The sequence below is a fragment of the Pseudonocardia sp. NPDC049154 genome (assembly GCF_040648315.1).
GTDB lineage: Bacteria > Actinomycetota > Actinomycetes > Mycobacteriales > Pseudonocardiaceae > Pseudonocardia.
Genome location: NZ_JBEZDN010000018.1, coordinates 35,584 through 50,760 on the forward strand (window position 1 = coordinate 35,584; position 15,177 = coordinate 50,760).

Annotated in this window: 12 protein-coding genes; 5 read left to right on the forward strand and 7 right to left on the reverse strand. The window is 75.3% G+C overall.

All coding sequences use genetic code 11. The annotated features are described in order from the left end of the window. Positions 1 to 1,223: 1,223 nt before the first annotated feature. Positions 1,224 to 2,621: a hypothetical protein gene (locus AB0B41_RS12395; RefSeq protein WP_358202065.1), complete on the reverse strand. Its 1,398-nt coding sequence runs from the start codon at positions 2,619 to 2,621 to the stop codon at positions 1,224 to 1,226. A 232-nt stretch (positions 2,622 to 2,853) separates the two neighbouring features. Here AB0B41_RS12395 and AB0B41_RS12400 point away from each other — a divergent pair, with 232 nt between their 5' ends. Together AB0B41_RS12400 and AB0B41_RS12405 are read left to right on the forward strand one after the other, a co-directional pair. Then, positions 2,854 to 3,267 (forward strand): transcriptional repressor, encoded by a 414-nt coding sequence (locus AB0B41_RS12400; RefSeq protein ID WP_358202163.1) that lies wholly within the window; start codon positions 2,854 to 2,856, stop codon positions 3,265 to 3,267. Then, positions 3,264 to 4,346 (forward strand): glycine cleavage T C-terminal barrel domain-containing protein, encoded by a 1,083-nt coding sequence (locus tag AB0B41_RS12405; protein WP_358202067.1) that lies wholly within the window; start codon positions 3,264 to 3,266, stop codon positions 4,344 to 4,346. The genes AB0B41_RS12400 and AB0B41_RS12405 overlap by 4 nt, the downstream gene beginning before the upstream one ends. Here AB0B41_RS12405 and AB0B41_RS12410 read toward each other — a convergent pair. Beyond that, complete coding sequence (locus tag AB0B41_RS12410; protein WP_358202070.1) at positions 4,343 to 5,179, reverse strand: hypothetical protein; 837 nt, start codon at positions 5,177 to 5,179, stop codon at positions 4,343 to 4,345. The two genes, AB0B41_RS12405 and AB0B41_RS12410, sit on opposite strands and share 4 nt — an antisense overlap. A gap of 221 nt (positions 5,180 to 5,400) precedes the next feature. On the opposite strand from AB0B41_RS12410, the gene AB0B41_RS12415 reads away from it, so the two are divergent. Together AB0B41_RS12415 and AB0B41_RS12420 are read left to right on the forward strand one after the other, a co-directional pair. After that, positions 5,401 to 5,598: a DUF3073 domain-containing protein gene (locus tag AB0B41_RS12415; protein ID WP_037049508.1), complete on the forward strand. Its 198-nt coding sequence runs from the start codon at positions 5,401 to 5,403 to the stop codon at positions 5,596 to 5,598. Between the two features lie 337 nt (positions 5,599 to 5,935). Further along, positions 5,936 to 6,640, forward strand: coding sequence for an NUDIX domain-containing protein (locus tag AB0B41_RS12420; protein ID WP_358202072.1), 705 nt, complete (start codon positions 5,936 to 5,938; stop codon positions 6,638 to 6,640). 64 nt (positions 6,641 to 6,704) lie between these two features. On the opposite strand, the gene purM is transcribed toward AB0B41_RS12420, so the two are convergent. The 5 genes from purM to purL all read right to left on the reverse strand — a co-directional run bounded on the left by purM (position 6,705) and on the right by purL (position 14,586). Next, a complete protein-coding gene (gene purM / locus AB0B41_RS12425) occupies positions 6,705 to 7,808 on the reverse strand; it encodes a phosphoribosylformylglycinamidine cyclo-ligase (RefSeq protein ID WP_358202074.1) in 1,104 nt (367 codons plus the stop codon). A gap of 121 nt (positions 7,809 to 7,929) precedes the next feature. Then, entirely contained in the window at positions 7,930 to 9,534 is a 1,605-nt protein-coding gene (gene purF, locus AB0B41_RS12430) for an amidophosphoribosyltransferase (RefSeq protein WP_358202076.1), read from the reverse strand. 33 nt (positions 9,535 to 9,567) lie between these two features. Continuing rightward, the gene (locus AB0B41_RS12435; protein WP_358202078.1) at positions 9,568 to 11,778 is read right to left on the reverse strand and encodes an EAL domain-containing protein; all 2,211 of its coding nucleotides are present in this window, start codon (positions 11,776 to 11,778) and stop codon (positions 9,568 to 9,570) included. Positions 11,779 to 11,920: 142 nt separating this feature from the next. Then, positions 11,921 to 12,259, reverse strand: a complete 339-nt coding sequence (locus tag AB0B41_RS12440) for a sterol carrier family protein (RefSeq protein ID WP_358202080.1) — start codon at positions 12,257 to 12,259, stop codon at positions 11,921 to 11,923. Next, the gene (gene purL, locus AB0B41_RS12445; RefSeq protein WP_358202082.1) at positions 12,256 to 14,586 is read right to left on the reverse strand and encodes a phosphoribosylformylglycinamidine synthase subunit PurL; all 2,331 of its coding nucleotides are present in this window, start codon (positions 14,584 to 14,586) and stop codon (positions 12,256 to 12,258) included. The genes AB0B41_RS12440 and purL overlap by 4 nt, the downstream gene beginning before the upstream one ends. Before the next feature lie 213 nt (positions 14,587 to 14,799). Between purL and AB0B41_RS12450 the strand changes: the two genes are divergently transcribed. Further along, positions 14,800 to 15,177 (forward strand): hypothetical protein, encoded by a 378-nt coding sequence (locus AB0B41_RS12450; RefSeq protein ID WP_358202084.1) that lies wholly within the window; start codon positions 14,800 to 14,802, stop codon positions 15,175 to 15,177.

The following is a 15,177-nucleotide window of genomic DNA, read 5'->3' on the forward strand; positions in this document are numbered from 1 at the left end:
CCCGACCACCCCGAGGGCCGCGAGCTGGGCGGCGGTGGGGCGCTCGTCGGTGGGAGCCACGGCGTCGCCCGCGGCCACGGCCGGCTCCTGCCCGCTCTCCTGCGTCGCGTCGCGGGAGCGCGCGTAGGGGGTGGGTGCACCCTTCGCCGCCGCCATGAGCCGCGCAGCGCGGGTCGCGGGCGTGAGCTCGGGCTGGTCGGCGTCGGGAGCCTGCCGGTCGGCGGGGACGGAGCGGGGCCCGGATGCGTCGGCGTCCGCAGTCGTCGCGGGGCGCAGCGACACGACGTCGGCCTCCTGCCGGTCGGCAGCAGCAGAGCGGGCCGCTGCGTCGTCGACCTCTGCCGCCGGCCGGTTCACCGGGACGGCGCGGCCTGCAACGCCCTCTGCGCCGACACCGCCCGGTGCGGCAGCCGACCGCTCGCCCGGCGTCGGCGTGGCCGTCGGCTGGTCCACAGAGGCCGCGCCGCCCGCAACTCCTTCTGCACCGGCCTCGCGGGGTGCGGCCGTCGACCCGTCGGCCAGAGCCGGGCGCGATGCCGCTCCCTCCGACGTGGCGCCTCCGGTGGGCCGGGCCGTGGAGGTGCCCTCGCCGGCGGCGTCGGCCTCGACCTCCGCTGCGCCCTGGTCGGCGAGCGAACGGGGCCCGACGGCGGTCGCGCGGCCGTCGGTGCGCCCGGCGCCGCTCGGCTCCTCGCCCCGCGGCTCCTCCTGCGCGTCCGGATCGCCCGTGGCGGCGCGGCGGGCCTCGGCCTGGATGGCGGCGGCGTGCTCGGCCGCCGCGCGGTGGGCACGGGCGCGGGCGAGCAGGACGTCGGACTGCACCGGGAGCGGCGCGGTGTCGGCCTCGCGGACCGCCACGGCGTCGGCCACGGTCCGAGGGCGGGCCTGCCCGACGAGCGCGGCCGCGCCATCGGCACCCGCGGCATCACCCGCAGCGGCACCACCCGCCGCAGCTCCATCCGCTGCGACCCCGGCCTGGACCGGCTCGGGCGCGGGGCGGGGGGCGGGCATCTCGCCGACGGACTCACCGGTCCAGTCGGAGTGTGTGGGCTCGGCCACCGGCTGGGACTTCGCCTTGCCGCGCAACGCCCGCACGACGACGATCACGACCGCGATCACCAGTGCCGCGGCCCCGACGCCGAGCGGCACGAGGACGTCAGCCGAGAACGCCTGCTCCATGGACGCGCACGCTACGCCGATCTACGTCACGGTGCGCAGTCGTTCTATCCGGAGCGTGACCCCGAGGTCGACCGGTCCGACCGGGCCACGTCCTCGCTCCCGGCCGGGCGCGCGGGGCCGGACGACGACCCCGACGAGCCGTTGCGCTCGCCGGTCGACGCACCGCCGCGCGGCTCGTCGGAAGGTCCTGACCTGCCGTTTCGCCCCTTGGCGGAGTCGCCGGAGGGCGCCGGCGTCGGCCGGACCGCGCTGACCTTGACCGTCTCGGACACCTCGTCGGCCTCGGCCTTCGCCGCCGGCTCGGCCTTCGCCGTGGGCGTGTCACCCGGCGTGTCCGACCCGCTCGCAGGCTTGGCAGCGTTCGACTTTTCAGCCGATCCGGTGTCCCCGGATCGCTTCACCGGGGACAGCGCCGAGACCGCGGACACGGCGACCGTGCGGTCCGGTTCCACCTGCCGCGCAGGCGGTTCGGGCTTCTCGGCGTCCTCTTCGGACGACGCGAGCGGCACCATCGCGGTGGCCGGCTCGGCCTCCTCGGCGGGCTCCGGACGGCTCTCGGGGCGGGCCTCGGAACGGCTCTCGGAGGCCGGCCGGAAGAGATCGCCGGGCGCGGACCCGGTCTCGGGACGACGCACGGCAGTGGTCTCCTCGGCCGCCGACGGGGCGGACGACCCAGCCGTCGACGCGCCCTGCGACCCGGCCGACCCGGCCGAGGCTCCGGAGGGCGAGGACGGCGCCGCACCCGGCAGCGGCTGGGCGGCGGCCCCCGCGGCCGGTCCGTCGGCGGGCGCAGGTGCGGGCTTGGGGCGCGGGCTCGGCCGTGCGGGCCGCTCGGTGCGTGCGTCCTCGCCGGTCGACGGCGAGGACGCGCCGGATGCCGGCGGTGTGACGGCGAACCGCGCGGTCGGGGCGCCGAGCAGACCCTCGAGCTGGCCACGGAGGCGGGTCAGCTCGGCCACGACGGCATCGCGCTGGCGGCTCAGCTCGGCGAGCTCGGTCCGCGTGTTCTCCTGCTGCTTGCGCAGCGACTCGGTCTCGGCCTTGGCCTCGCGACGGGCCGACGTGCGGATCTCCTCGGCCTCCTCCTCGGCGGCCTGCAGGATGCTCTGCATGCGGTCGGTGAAGGAACCGATCATGTCCGGCGACTCGGGCCCGCCCGGGCGCGGACGCGGTGCGGGACGCGGGCGGGCACCCGGGGGCGGTCCCGGCTGCGGACCCATCGGCCCCGCGGGACCCATGGGGCGCGGACCCGGCCCCATGCCGGGCTGCGGCCCCACGGCCGGGAAGGGATGGCTGCGTGCGGCGTCGAGATCGGCGCGCATGCGCGCGAGGACCCGCTGCAGGCGCGCCACGTGCTCGTCGACCTGCCTGCGGTCGTAGCCGCGGAGCACGACGTCGAACCGCGGGGCACCGAGTGAGCGCTCACCCCCGTCAGCCGTCATGTCCGACCCTTTCCGTCGCCGCCCCACCACTCACTTCGCCGAGGGTAGGGAGATCCGTACTCGCGTTCAGAAGCGTTCACCCTAACGGAGCACGACTCCACCCGGCCAGTCGACTTGCGGCAGCAGCCCGTGGAGCACTCACCCTCGCCACGGTCCCACGCGCGTCGACGCGCCTACCATCGGGGCCGTGGACACCTCGCTCAAGTCGACGCTGCACCGGCGCGGTCTGCGGATGACACCCCAGCGTCAGCTGGTGCTCGACGCGGTCCGCGAGCTGGGCCACGCCACACCCGAGCAGATCTGCACGCAGGTGCAGCGTGCGGCGCCGGCGGTGAACATCACCACCGTCTACCGCACGCTCGACCTGCTCGAGGAGCTGCGGCTCGTCCGGCACACCCATCTCGGGCATGGCGCCCCGACCTACTCGGAGCGGGAGCACGAGCACGTCCACCTCGTGTGCCACCACTGCGGCGCGGTGAGCGAGGCGCCCACGGCACTGATGGACGAACTGGCGGACCGGCTGCGCGAGCGGGAGGACTTCGAGCTCGACGTCACGCACGTGGCGCTCTCGGGGCGATGCGCGACCTGCCGCGAGGCCGATCTGAAGGCGTCCGAGGAACTCGGAGAGAAGGAGGCGCGCGCGTGACCGAGGGACCCGAGGCGGCCGTCGAGCAGCCTGACCCCGACGCCGCCGTTCCCGCGCACCGGGGCGACCCGCTGGCCGAGCAGCGCGCGATGGCCCGCTCGGCCGCGGTCGTCGACCGGACCCACCGCGGCGTGATCGCGGTGCCCGGCGAGGACCGGCTGAGCTGGCTGCACCTGCTGCTGAGCCAGCACGTCAGCGAGCTGCCGGAGGGCGCGGGCACGGAGGCGCTGATCCTCGACGCTCAGGGGCGGGTGCTGCACCACGCGGTCGTCTCGCACGTCGGCGACACGGTCTGGCTCGACACCGAGCAGGCCGACCTGGCCGAGCTGCTGGCGTACCTGCAGAAGATGGTGTTCTGGTCGAAGGTCGAGCCCCGCGACGCGACCGACGAGCTCGCCCTGCTGTCCGTGGTGGGCCCGGACACCGCCGCGGTGCTCGCGGCGGCCGGCCTCCCGGTGCCCGAGGGCGCCCACGCGAGCGCCGCCCTGCCCGGGGGCGGGCTCGTCCGGCGCATGCCCTGGCCCGGACCCGACGCCGCCGACGTACTCGTCCCCCGCGCCGAGCGCGACGCGTGGTGGGCCAGGCTCACGGCGGCCGGTGCCCGTCCGGCCGGGACGATGGCCTTCGAGGCGCTCCGGGTCGAGTCGCGGCGGCCCCGCGTCCACCTCGACACGGACGCGCGGACGATCCCGCACGAGGTCGACTGGATCCCGTCGGCCGTGCACCTCACCAAGGGCTGCTACCGCGGCCAGGAGACGGTCGCGCGCGTCGCGAACCTCGGGCGCCCGCCGCGCCGGCTGGTGCTGCTCCACCTCGACGCCGGCGACGAGGAGCTGCCGGAGACCGGAGACCCCGTCCTGAAGGACGGGCGCTCCGTCGGGCGTGTGGGCAGTGTCACACAGCACCACGAGCTGGGTTCGGTGGCGCTGGCGCTCCTCAAGCGGTCGGTGCCCGCCGACGCCGAGCTGGTCGCGGGGACCGACGAGCGGGCGTCGCCCGCGGCCATCGACCCGGACTCCTACGCGGCCGAGGACGGCGCGCCGCCGCCCGGGCGCGCTGCCCAGCTCCGGGTTCGCTAACCGTCCCGCTGGCGGGCGGCGACCCGGCCCCAGAAGTCGCGCAGCCGGCCGTAGCACTCGGTGGCCTCGTCGAGGTGCCCCGCGCGCAGCAGCCGCAGCGCGCGGCGGACCTCGCCGGCCGAGTCGTCGGCGCGCAGGGCGGCGTCGTCGAGGAGGTCGACCAGGCCGCCGTAGTCGAGCTCGACGATGGACGTCCGGTCGAACCGCTCCAGCCAGCCACGGGTCTCCGCGAGCACCTCCGCGGGCCCGTCGTCGCCGAGGGCGCCGCGCACGACCCGCTCGGCCTGCCCGGCCCGGCCGAGCGCCTTGGCGATCGGCACCCGCCACCAGACGCGGCGCTGCGCATCCAGCCTGACCTGCCGTTCCTCGGGGTCGACCAGGGCGAACCAGGGCAGCGGGACGGTCCACGCCGCCGTCACGACGTGGGCCGCGGAGTCGCCGAGCTCGGCCACCGCACGCTCCGCCCGGCGCCGGGCCGCGGGCTCGGGCACCACGAGGGCCGACGACCGCAGCACCGGGTCCTCCTCGGCCAGGAAGCCCAGCACGGCCGCCCCGGCGCGCGGGCGGGTGTCGAGCGGGCAGACGAACGGTTCGCCGCCCTCGCCGCCGAGGACCAGGACGTCGACCGGGGCGCCCGCCCCGCCGCCGGCGTCGCCCGGCAGGAGCCGCCCGTGCAGCATCGCCCGCAGGCACAGCTCGCGCTCCCGGCGGCCCGCCCGGTCCGGCCGCACGGCCCCGCGCGCGAGCCCCGCCCGCACCGCGGCGCCCGACGCGCCGTCGAACGCGCGCAGCGGCTCGTAGACCCGCAGGTAGGAGAGGAACGGCGACGGCACGGTCCGAGATCCTTCCGCACCCGCCCGGCCGCCGGACATGCCCTCCGGGTGATCCGTCCGCGGAGTGTGCACGGGACCACGTACCGAGTTCGGTCACACCGTCGATGCCACGTCGCACGCTCGCGGTATCGCACGGTACTGTGGAGCCCAGGACAGTGATGACACAGACGGGGCCGCCGAGACATCCGGCCGCCCCTTCCCTGTTGTAAGGGGGACCAGCCATGGGGCGCGGACGAGCCAAGGCCAAGCAGACGAAGGTGGCCCGAGCGCTCAAGTACAGCTCCCCCACGATGGATCTCGATGCATTGCAGCGGGAGATCGGCAGTGGGACGGCGGTAACCGACGACGACGAGTCGTACGACGAGTACGCCGAGCGCTACGGGTCGTACGCCGACGACGAGGACGACGAGCGCCGCTAGGCGGTCCTCCCGCCCACCGCCGGGGCGGGCTGTTCGGCACCACCGGACGTCACCGACGCATTCCCTCCCACCCGCCTCCGGACGGGTGGGAGGCGTCCGTCAGAGCCGGCGGCGTCTCTCGTACGCCCCTTCGGGGACGTGAGCCTTCCCACGGTCGTCCCGCCGTTCCCGAGCGGTGGACACGCCCGGGCGTCTGCCACGCTGCGCCGTCGTCGGGCTCCGGTGCAGGTCAGCGCACCTGCGGAGATGCTCGACGACGGGGAACCGGGCGTACCGCCCGCCCTGCGGCGACCGATCTTCACCCGATAGCCTCACGCCGACGAGAAGGCGGTGAGTGATGCGCGGGAACCTGTTCGCGGTGGCGGTCGACCTGGTGGTGCTGACCGTGCGCCACGACCAGCTCAACGTGCTGCTCGTCCGGCGTGGGGAGCGGCCCTACGAGAGCCACTGGGCGCTGCCCGGCGGGTTCGTCCGGGCGGACGAGGATCTCGGTGACACCGCCGCCCGGGAGCTGGTCGCGCAGACCGGGGCGGCCACCCAGGGCGCGGTGCAGGGGCACCTCGAGCAGCTGGGCGGGTACGCGGCACCGGACCGGGACCCGCGCGGACGGGTGCTCAGCATGGGCTACCTGGCGTTGCTGCCGGACGTGCCGGACCCCGAGCCCGCCGGCGGGCCGACGGCGGCGTTCCTGCCCGTCGAGGACGTCTACGGGCTGGCCTTCGACCACGACACGATCCTCGCCGACGGGGTGGAGCGCGCGCGGGCGAAGCTGGAGTACACGACCCTGGCCGCGGCCTTCTGCCCGGCGGAGTTCACGGTGACCGATCTGCGCCGGGTCTACGAGGCCGTGTGGCGCACCGAGATCGACCCGCGCAACTTCCAGCGCAAGGTGACCTCCACGCCCGGTTTCCTCATCCCGACGGCCACCCGGGTCACCGGGGGCCGCGGCCGGCCGCCGCAGCTCTTCCGCCGCGGCCCGGCCACCGCGCTGCACCCGCCGATGCTGCGGGAGCCCGTCGCCCTGGCCCACGCGACCATCTGAACCAGCGGCTCAGTGGGGGCCGTCCGCGCGCACTGCCGCGAGAGCGGCAGTTCGTGCGCACGGGTCAGAAGCGGGGGTGCTCGCCCACCAGCTGCACCCGGGACCCGACCTCGCCGGAGGCCCCGCCCTCGGCGCGCCGGACGTCGCCGAGCACCCAGGCCGGCACGTGCCGGGCGGTGAGGACGGCGAGGGCGCGGTCGACGTCGTCCGGCGGCAGGACCGCCACCATGCCGACGCCCATGTTGAAGGTCTTCTCCATCTCGCCGCGCTCGACCCGGCCGCGGCCCTGGATGAGCTTGAACACCTGGTCCGGCGTCCAGGACCCGCGGTCGGCGACGGCCGCCAGGCCGTCGGGCAGCACGCGCTCGAGGTTGCGGGCCAGCCCGCCGCCGGTGATGTGCGCGAACGTCCGCACCCCGGTCTCCGCGGCCAGCGCCAGGCAGTCCCGGGCGTAGATGCGGGTGGGGATCAGCAGCTCCTCGCCGAGCGTGTGACCGAACTCCTCGACGTGCCCGTCGAGCGGCATCCGCGCGATGTCGAGCAGCACGTGCCGGGCCAGCGAGTAGCCGTTGGAGTGCAGGCCGGAGGACTCCATCGCGACCAGCACGTCCCCGGGGCGGACCCGCTCGGGCCGCAGCATGGCCTCGGCCTCGACGATCCCGACGCCCGTGGCCGACAGGTCGTACCCGCCGGCCTCCATCAGGCCCGGGTGCTCGGCCGTCTCGCCGCCGAGCAGCGCGCACCCGGCCTGCTGGCAGCCCTCCGCGATGCCCTTGACGATCGTCGCCACCTGCGTGGGCACCAGCTTGCCGACGGCGATGTAGTCCTGCAGGAACAGCGGTTCCGCACCGCAGACCACCAGGTCGTCGACCACCATCGCGACCAGGTCGAGGCCGATGGTGTCGTGCTTGTCCATGGCCTGCGCGATCGCGACCTTGGTCCCCACGCCGTCCGTGGACGCGGCCAGCACCGGCTCGGTGTACTTGCCGAGCTTCGGCGCGAACAGCCCGGCGAACCCGCCGATCCCGCCCAGCACCTCCGGTCGCGTGGCCTTCTCGGCGTACGGCCGGAGCTGCTCGACGGCCTCCTCACCCGCCTCGATGTCCACGCCCGCGGCGGCGTAGCTGGCGTGCGGGTCCTGCTCGGGGGTCGACGGGGAGGTCGGCATGGGTCGGGCTCTCGTTCCTGGAGGGAGGTCTCGGACACGGGGGCACCCGCGTCCGCCGGGTCGGCGGGTGTGCGCCGCCCCGGCCGCCCGGCCCGCGGTGGCGGGCCGGGCCGCACAGGCCTCAGGGCCTGTTCAGGGCTTCCGCAGCACCGTAGCCGACGGACAGCGGTGCCGGGGTGTCCCGGGCGTTCTCCCGCAGCGGTCCGGGGTCGCCGGAGGCCGCGCCCGCGGCGTCGAGCGCCGGGGCCTCGAGGAGGTGCTTGCCCAGCCGGGCCTCCTCGGGCAGCGGGATCGGGTACTCGCCGTCGAAGCAGGCGCAGCACAGCCGGCTGCGGGGCTGCTCGCTGGCGGCCACCATGTTGTCCACCGACACGTACGCGAGCGTGTCCGCCCCGATGGAGCGCCGCACGCCCTCGGTGTCCAGCCCGCTCGCGACGAGCTCCGCACGGCTGGCGAAGTCGATGCCGTAGAAGCAGGGCCAGCGCACGGGCGGCGAGGCGATCCGGACGTGCACCTCGAGCGCCCCGGCCTCGCGCAGCATCCGGACGAGCGCGCGCTGGGTGTTGCCGCGGACGATCGAGTCGTCCACCACGACCAGGCGCTTTCCGCGGATGACGTCCCGGAGCGGGTTGAGCTTGAGCCGGATGCCGAGCTGGCGGATGGTCTGCGACGGCTGGATGAAGGTCCGGCCCACGTAGGCGTTCTTGACCAGGCCCTGGCCGTAGGGGATGCCCGAGCCCTGGGCGTAGCCGATGGCGGCCGGGGTGCCGGACTCGGGGACCGGGATCACCAGGTCGGCCTCGACCGGGGCCTCCAGGGCCAGCCGGCGGCCGATCTCGACGCGCGCGGCGTGCACCGAACGCCCGGAGATCGAGGTGTCCGGGCGGGCCAGGTAGACGTACTCGAAGACGCAGCCCTTGGGCTCCGGCGCGGCGAAGCGCGAGCTCCGCATGCCGTCCGCGTCGATCGCGAGCAGCTCGCCCGGCTCGACCTCGCGGACCATCGAGGCGCCGACGATGTCCAGCGCGGCCGTCTCGCTCGCGACGACCCAGCCCCGCTCGAGCCGGCCGAGGACCAGCGGGCGGACACCGTGCGGGTCGCGGGCGGCGTAGAGGGTGTTCTCGTCGGCGAAGACGAAGGAGAAGGCGCCGCGCACGCGCGGGAGCAGCCGCATCGCGGCCTCCTCGACGCCGGTGTCGGCGGCGGTGGCGGCGAGCAGCTCGGCGACCAGGTCCGAGTCCGTGGTGGCCTGCACCCCGGAGTCGCGGCCCTTGTCCTGGAGCTTGCCGACCTCCTCGCGCAGCTCCGCGGTGTTCACCAGGTTGCCGTTGTGCCCGAGGGCCAGGCCGCTCCCGGTGGCGGTGGTGCGGAAGACCGGCTGCGCGTTCTCCCAGGTCGTGGACCCGGTGGTGGAGTAGCGGCAGTGGCCGACGGCCAGGTGCCCGCGCAGCGACGAGAGCGTCTGCTCGTCGAAGACCTGGCTGACCAGCCCCAGGTCCTTGAAGACGACCATCCGACGACCGTCCGAGACGGCGATGCCGGCGGCCTCCTGCCCGCGGTGCTGCAGGGCGTAGAGGCCGTAGTAGGTCAGCTTGGCGACGTCCTCCCCGGGAGCCCAGACGCCGAAGACGCCGCACTCCTCCTTGGGGGAGTCGTCGACCGCGGGGTCCGCGGTGTCGGAGGGGGTGTCGGCGTGGACGGGGGTCTCGTTCCGGCTGGAACTCAACGCACTCGCTCCTCGGGGAACTCGGGGTGGCGACTACTCGATGGTACGCCGCCGCAGGCCCGGAACCCATCCGGCGGGACCGGCGTCACCGAACCACCGGCCCTGCCCGAGGTCGCAGCCGAGCCGCCGCAGCCGCTCCGCCTGCACGTCCGTCTCCACCCATTCGGCGGTGACCTCGAGGCCCAGCGCGTGGGCCATCGCGACCAGCGAGCCCACGATGCTCTCGTCCACGGGGTCGGGGCTCTCGTGCCGGAGGCCGTCGATGAACGAGCCGTCGATCTTCAGCGCGTGCACCGGCAGCCGGCGCAGCCAGGCGAGGCTGGAGTAGCCGGTGCCGAAGTCGTCGAGCGCGAGCCGCACGCCCGCGGCCCGCAGCGCGGACAGCGCGTCCATGGTGGCGGGCTCGTCCCCCAGCACCGCCTGCTCGGTGATCTCGAGCTGCAGCCGGTCCGGGGCGAGCCCGGTCTCGGTCAGCAGGGTGACGACCTCCTCGACGAACCCCGGTTCCGGCAGCTGCACCGGCGAGACGTTGACGCTCACGTACGGCGCGTCGACGCCCAGCTCCTCCTGCCAGGACGCCGCCTCCCGGCAGGCCTCCCCCAGCACCCACCGGCCGAGCGGCACGATCGCCCCGCTGCGTTCGGCGAGCTCGATGAACCGGCCGGGCCCGAGCAGCCCCTGTTCCGGGTGCTCCCAGCGGACCAGCGCCTCGACGCCGCGCACGGATCGGTCCGTGAGCCGCACGAGCGGCTGGTAGGCCAGCCGGAACTGGTCCCGCTCGACGGCGCCGCGCAGGGCCGCGACCAGCGCGAACCGGGCGGCCTCGCCGGCGTCGCGCTCGGGGTCGAACACCGCCCGGGTGCCGCCGCCCTGACCCTTCGCCCAGGACAGCGCCACACCCGCCGCGCGCTGCAGCTCGGCCGGGCACTCGGACTGCGTGCCGCCCTCGGCGATCCCGATGCTCGCCGTGACCCCGATCCACCGGCCCGCGACGTGGAACGGCGCGGCGAGGGCCGCGAGCAGCCGGTCGGCGACCGCGCACACCTCGCCGACGCCCTCGGGGTCGGTGAGCAGCACGGCGAACTCGTCGCCGCCGGTGCGGGTGACCAGGTGCGGGCCCGCGGCGGTGCGCAGCCGGGCCGCCAGCGCGGCCAGCAGCTCGTCCCCCGCGGCGTGCCCGTGGATCTCGTTGACCCGGCGGAAGTCGTCGACGTCGATCGCGCACAGGCCCACCCGGGCCGCCGAGCCCGCGAACGCCTGCCGCACGGCCTCCTCGGTGATGTCCCGGTTCGGCAGCCGGGTGAGCCGGTCCCGCGACGACGCCTCGACGAGCCGGGTGCGCAGCCGGTACCGCTCGGAGACGTCCTCGATCACGCCGATGAGGTGGCTCGGCCGGCCCGTGTCGTCGCGGATCAGCGAGCCGGTGACGTGCCCCCAGACGTACGTCCGGGTCGGCCCGGCGAACCGGACGTCGATGCTCACCGTGTCCGGCGTGCCGGACACCAGGCGGCGGTAGGCCGCGTCGAAGGCCTCGTAGTCGTCCGGGTGGATGAAGTCGGAGACCGGGCGCGGCAGGGTGGGGCGCTCCAGCATGCCCATCATCCGGCAGGCGGCCGGGTTGAGGTCGACGACCTCACCGTCGAGGGTCGCGATGGCGATGCCGACCGGGCCCTGGGTGTAGATCGTGCGGTAGTGCGCCTCGCTCTCCGCGAGCGCCTTCTCGACGTTGCGGCGGGCCCGCAGGGTGGCCCGCATCAGGTCCTCCTGGGCCTGGTGGGCGCGGAACCGCAGGGCCCCGGCGAACCCGGCGGCCAGCTCGTCGAGCGCCAGGGACAGCCGTTGCCGGTCCCCCGGCGAGGTCAGGCCCAGCGCGCCCGGCACGGCCTCGCGCAACAGCCGGATCGTGCCGGGCAGGACGTCCTCCGGTGCGGCGCCGACCAGGCCGGCGCGGTCCCCGCAGAAGCCCGACGCGGCCAGGTCCGACCCGATCCCGCGCACGGCCAGCGGCCAGAAGGGCTCGGCCCGCAGGGCGGCCCCCAACCGGGTGAGCAACGACGCGAGCACGCCGGCGTCCTCGATCCCGGCGTTCGGCAACAGCTCGGCCCAGCGCTCCGCGAGCGAGCGGACCTCGGGCCCCGGCTGCTCGCCGAGGATCCCGCCGAGCCCGCCGATCGCCCCGGCCGCGGCCGTCCGCAACAGTCCGGCCGGCAGATCGTCGGGGCCCGGGAGGCTACTCGCTGCCACCACGCAGCCACCTCCCGTCGCCCGTCGGGTCCGTCCGTGTGCCGATCGGGGCAATCTTCGACCTCGGGACGCCGTTTCGCCACCAGTACGGTGCAGGCGTCGCCCATTCCGGGGACCCGACGAGAGCCCCGGACGGTGGTCCTCAGCGCAGCGGGAGCAGCGCCCCGACCTCCGGGGCACGTGACCCCGAGGCGCTCACCGTGCCCGATCCCACCGCATCCGTCCAGTTCAGACGGCCCGTGGCGAGCGCGAGCCAGGTCCGGGCGTCCGTCTCGACGATGTTCGGCGGGGTGCCGCGGGTGTGCCGCGGCCCCTCGATGCACTGGACCGCCGCGTAGGGCGGGATCCGCACCTCGACACTGCGCCCGGGCGCGCGCTCGGCCAGGGCCGCCAGGGACTCCTTGACGGCCTCCTTGATCACGCTCCGTGGCGGGGTGGCCCCGCCGGCCAGCCACGCGTCGAGGAGATCCGGCTCGCTCACAGCGTCTCGGCGCCCGCCCGGGCCTCGAAGTCGGCCTCGAACAGCGCCGGCAGGGTGCCCTCCCACGCCGCGCGCAGCTCGGCGAGCGGCAGGGCGGCGACGCCGTCGATCGCGAGCTCGGCCCCCGACGACTCGGCCGCGCCGACCGTGCCGACCCGCTCGGCCGGGACACCCGCCTCTGCCGCCGCGGCGAGGAACGCGTCGGCCGCCTCGGGGGCGACCGTGACCAGCACCCGCCCGGTGCTCTCGGAGAACAGCGCCACGAACGGGTCGACCGCGAGCGCCGCCGGCAGCGTGACGGCCGCGCCGTGCCCGCCGACGAGGGCGGCCTCGAGCAGGGCCTGGGCCAGACCGCCGTCGGACAGGTCGTGGCTGCCGGTCAGCACGCCGGCCTGCGCGACCAGCAGCTGCGCGAGCCGCTGCTCGTGCGCGAGGTCGACGGCCGGGGGCTCGCCGCCCAGGTGCCCGTGCACCACGTGTGCCCACTCGCTGCCGCCCAGCTCGTCCGCCGTCGACCCGAGCAGGACGACGACGTCGCCCTCACGGCGGAAGCCGGACGGGATGCGGGCGGCCACGTCGTCGATCACGCCGAGCACGCCGACGACCGGGGTGGGCAGGATCGCCTGCGTGCCGGTCTGGTTGTAGAAGCTCACGTTCCCGCCGGTCACGGGGATGCCGAGCTGCGCGCACCCGTCCGCCAGGCCGCGGACGGCCTCGGAGAACTGCCACATGACGTGCGGGTCCTCGGGCGAGCCGAAGTTCAGGCAGTTGGTCACGGCGAGCGGCACGGAGCCGGAGGTCGCGACGTTCCGGTAGGCCTCGGCCAGCGCGAGCTGCGCCCCGGCGTAGGGGTCCAGGGCCGCGAACCGGGCGTTGCAGTCGGTGGCGACCGCGATCCCGCGGCCGGTGGACTCGTCGACCCGGACCACACCGGCGTCGGCGGGCTGCGCGGCGGCGGTGTTGCCGCGGACGTACCGGTCGTACTGGTCGGTGACCCACGCACGGCTGCACAGGTTCGGCGACGCGGCCAGGCGCAGGATCTCGGCGCGCAGCTCGGACGGCGCGCTCGGCCGGGGCAGCGCCGCCGGCGAGTTCGCGACCAGCTCGTCCTGGCCCTTGCCCCGCAGGACCGGCCGCTCGTAGACGGGGCCGTCGTGCGCGACGGTGCGCGGCGGCACGTCGACGACGGTCTCGCCGTGGAAGTCGATGACCAGCCGGTCCCCGTCGGTGACCTCGCCGATCACGGTGGCGATCGTGTCCCACTTGCGGCAGACGGCCATGAACGCCTCGACGTTCTCCGGCGCCACGACCGCGCACATCCGCTCCTGCGACTCGCTGGAGAGGATCTCGGCGGGGGTCATGCCGGTGGCGCGCAGCGGGACGGCGTCGAGGTCGATGTGCATGCCGCCGTCGCCCGCGCTGGCCAGCTCGGAGGTGGCGCAGGAGAGGCCGGCGCCGCCGAGGTCCTGGATGCCCACGACCAGGCCGGCGTGGAACAGCTCCAGGCAGCACTCGATGAGGACCTTCTCGGTGAACGGGTCGCCCACCTGGACGCTCGGCAGCTTCTTGCGGCCGGTGCCCTCGCCGAAGGTCTCGCTGGCCAGCACCGAGACGCCGCCGATGCCGTCGAGCCCGGTCCGCGCCCCGAACAGGATGATCTTGTTGCCGGTGCCGGAGGCGAAGGCCAGGTGCAGGTCCTCGGTGCGCATCGCGCCGACGCACAGGGCGTTGACCAGCGGGTTGCCGGCGTAGCTGGCGTCGAAGACGACCTCGCCGCCGACGTTGGGCAGGCCCAGGCAGTTGCCGTAGCCGCCGACGCCGGCGACCACACCGGGCAGCACCCGCGCGGTGTCCGGGGCGTCGGCCGGGCCGAAGCGCAGCGGGTCGCCGACCGCGATCGGCCGCGCGCCCATCGCCATGATGTCCCGGACGATCCCGCCCACGCCGGTCGCCGCGCCCTGGTAGGGCTCGACGTACGACGGGTGGTTGTGCGACTCGACCTTGAAGGTGACGGCCCAGCCGTCCCCGATGTCCACCACGCCGGCGTTCTCGCCGATGCCGGCGAGCATCTTCTCCTTCATGGCGGCCGTCGTGGTCTCGCCGAAGTAGCGCAGGTGGACCTTCGAGGACTTGTAGGAGCAGTGCTCGCTCCACATCACCGAGTACATCGCCAGCTCGGCGTCCGTGGGCCGGCGGCCCAGGATCTCCCGGATGCGGGCGTACTCGTCCTCCTTGAGCCCGAGCTCGCGCCACGGCTGCGGCTGGTCCGGCGTGTCGGCGGCGTGGGAAACGGTGTCGGTGACGGTACGGGCGTCGAGCTCGGTCACGGGTACCAGCGTAAACGCCGCGGGAGACCACTTCCGCGAGCCGTCCGTCACCCGCGGCCGTAACGCGCGTCGTCCGGTCGCGGAGTAGCAGGCAAGGGCCGCCGCCCTCGCGCGGTGAGCCCGGGCCCGGGGCACCGGCCGTTCGGCCCAGTCCCCCGCGGCCGGATCCCGGTAACGTCGGTCACGGGGGGCGGGTGCGGGAGGAGGCCGGTCGTGTCCAAGGTCGTGCTGCGGGTCGCGCAGATCGTCGGGGTGCTGGTGCTGGCGGGGATCGCGATCAGCGTGGCCGTCGGGCTGGTGCAGTGGATTCTGGGGATCGCCCTGATCGTCGCGATCCCGGTGGGGGCGTACTGGATCTACAAGCAGGTGAAGGCCCGCAGGCAGCCGCCGGCGCTGGCCGCCGGCGCGCCGGTCACGCTCGGGCGGAGCAGCGGGGCGACCGACCGGCGCGCGGAGCTCGAGGGGCGCGCGGTGATCGACGCCGCAGGCCGCTGCGGCTGGTGCGGCTCGGCGTCGCTGCACAAGGACGAGTTCGGCTTCCCGACCACGCCGCTCAAGTACCACCGCGCCGAGATCGACGCGATGCTCTGA

Bases quoted from the DNA above. Each gene is read 5' to 3' on its own strand.
- AB0B41_RS12395 (WP_358202065.1), bottom strand. From the start codon at position 2,621: ATGACGGCTGACGGGGGTGAGCGCTCACTCGGTGCCCCGCGGTTCGAC.
- AB0B41_RS12400 (WP_358202163.1), top strand. From the start codon at position 2,854: ATGACACCCCAGCGTCAGCTGGTGCTCGACGCGGTCCGCGAGCTGGGC.
- AB0B41_RS12415 (WP_037049508.1), top strand. From the start codon at position 5,401: ATGGGGCGCGGACGAGCCAAGGCCAAGCAGACGAAGGTGGCCCGAGCG.
- AB0B41_RS12420 (WP_358202072.1), top strand. From the start codon at position 5,936: ATGCGCGGGAACCTGTTCGCGGTGGCGGTCGACCTGGTGGTGCTGACC.
- purM (WP_358202074.1), bottom strand. From the start codon at position 7,808: ATGCCGACCTCCCCGTCGACCCCCGAGCAGGACCCGCACGCCAGCTAC.